Origin of the sequence: Shewanella sp. (assembly GCF_051658185.1) — a bacterium.
In the GTDB taxonomy this organism is placed as follows: Bacteria; Pseudomonadota; Gammaproteobacteria; order Enterobacterales; family Shewanellaceae; genus Shewanella.
Map to the genome: position 1 here is coordinate 1 of NZ_JBOFMC010000137.1, position 2,083 is coordinate 2,083.

The 2,083-nt window shown below is 40.3% G+C and carries 1 protein-coding gene and 1 pseudogene; both read left to right on the forward strand.

From position 1 onward, the window contains the following. Nucleotides 1–909 precede the first annotated feature (909 nt). Nucleotides 910–1,692 (forward strand): DUF3450 domain-containing protein, encoded by a 783-nt coding sequence (locus tag ACRCZA_RS05675; RefSeq protein ID WP_438673495.1) that lies wholly within the window; start codon nucleotides 910–912, stop codon nucleotides 1,690–1,692. After that, nucleotides 1,692–2,083, forward strand: a pseudogene (locus tag ACRCZA_RS05680) (MotA/TolQ/ExbB proton channel family protein); the annotation flags it as partial. The gene ACRCZA_RS05675 and the pseudogene ACRCZA_RS05680, both read left to right, overlap by 1 nt.

Consider the following 2,083-nt stretch of genomic DNA (forward strand, 5'->3'; position numbering starts at 1 on the left):
GAGTACGACGTGAATATGGATCGTTTCGTATATTTACGCGCCACCACTAAGTTCTAATATTGTTAACATATTGAGTTAATAGAAAGCCGAGTTCACTCTTGTGACTCGGCTTTTTTTATCTTGAGTCAATGAGATGTTGTCTCGTCAGGACAGCGTGGCTTAAGCGGTTTATCGGTGATATTGGCATAAATTGGCACTGTGAGTGTTGTTTATTAAGGTATCAATCAATATGCCAAGTCGACGGTTTGACATAGGCTTTGCCAATTATCTCGGTAATGCATGGTGAATGACTTAGAGCAGCATTTACTGCAAATACATTCAAATTTTTCTATTTCACTTCATTTAATGCCACTACAAACACCTAGATGGACTTGTGTTAAAAACAATATTAACGGGTTCAACATCGCGATAAGCTCATTTGCCTACGGCTAAAAAACTTAATGTGGTGTGCTTGTTTGGGGTCAAATAGTGGTACTTAAGTTGCGCGATCTTGGCTATTCCCAGGTCCTATAAATTGCATAAGTTTAAGTTTTGAATGTTTTGTTCATTATCGAGCAACATTTTATTAATCTGATACTTATCAGTGCTTTAAACATAAATCAAACCGTTCCATAACCTTTTATTAACATTGTGGCTTGTTTAATTTGTTTAAAAATACACCTTTCGATGTTTTTTAGGTTATCAAGGCTTATTTACAGGGGTTTTTACACTTCCAGAATGTTGACACAGGTCAACATTTTGTGAAATGATGCCAATGGGCCTATGTCAGTATTGATATAGGAAAGGGAAGACAAAACTAAGAAACACAAGAGAAAGACGAACTTACAGTTATAGGTGTCCAAGGCGTCATTGCAACTGGCCCTGTTGCTGGTAAGTTAATTTTTATTCACTTCAAATTGGTTGGGAACTATGTCCAAGGTAAGCAATAGAACAAAAATCGCTACTGCACTTGTTGGCGTGCTGGCATTAGCGAGCAGCAACTTAGTCGTTGCAGATCCTCTTACCGACGTGCAGAAAGCGGATAGTATGATCCATGCTGATGCAGCAGCGTCGCAAAAGAAAGTTGACACCTATTTTGACCAAGCACAAGACATGCTATTTGAGTATGGTGCTGTGGCCGATGAGCGTGAAGCGCTTAAATCCTATAACGATTATGTTGCTAGTTTAGTGGCTGATCAACAAAAGTCGATGGATGAAGTTCAAAACGATATTAATGGGGTTGATAAACTACGTCAGGGCGTTGTGCCGTTGATGTTTAAAATGGTTGAATCCTTAGAGCAGTTTGTGAAGCTGGATTTACCATTTAACTTAGAGGTTCGTACTAAGCGTGTTGAGGACTTAAAAAAGTTACTTAATACTGCAGAAGTAACCCTCGCTGAAAAGTATCGTTTGATTTTGGATGCGTATAGTATCGAACGTGACTATGGTAGCGCCGTTGACGTTAACCAAGGGTCATTAAATATTGACGGTAAAGATGTATTAGTCGACTTCTTTAACTTAGGCCGTGTGGCGCTTTATGCACAGAGCTTAGATCAAAAAACCGGTTGGATGTACAACCGTGAAACTAAAGCCTGGGACAAGCTAGATGATAGCTACTTGCGTGAACTAACAAAAGGTATCCGCATTGCCCGTAAACAAGGCGCTCTTGATCTATTCGCGTTACCAATTCCTGCTGCGGAGACTGCACAATAATGAAGAAGTTAATTACTACAGCTGTATTAGCTGCAAGTTTTTCTTTAACTGCTGGTATGGTGAGTGCTGCTGATGCACCAAAAACCATTGATCAATTATTGCAGCAAGTTAAAGTGGAACGCGTTGCTGAAGGTAAAGTAAACGCCAAGCGTGAACAAGAGTTCCAAGCTGAGCGTGGCGATAAAGCGGCTTTGTTAAAGCGTGAGAAAGATGCCTTAGCAGCGGAAAAACAACGTGGTAAAGATTTAAACCAAGCGTTTTTAGATAACGAGCGCAAAATTGCCCAGTTAGAAGAAGATCTGAAAACCGCTCAAGGTGACTTGGGTGAAATGTTTGGTGTGGTCAAAGGTGAAGCGGGTGATTTCGCTGGTAAACTTGCTGCGTCAAACGT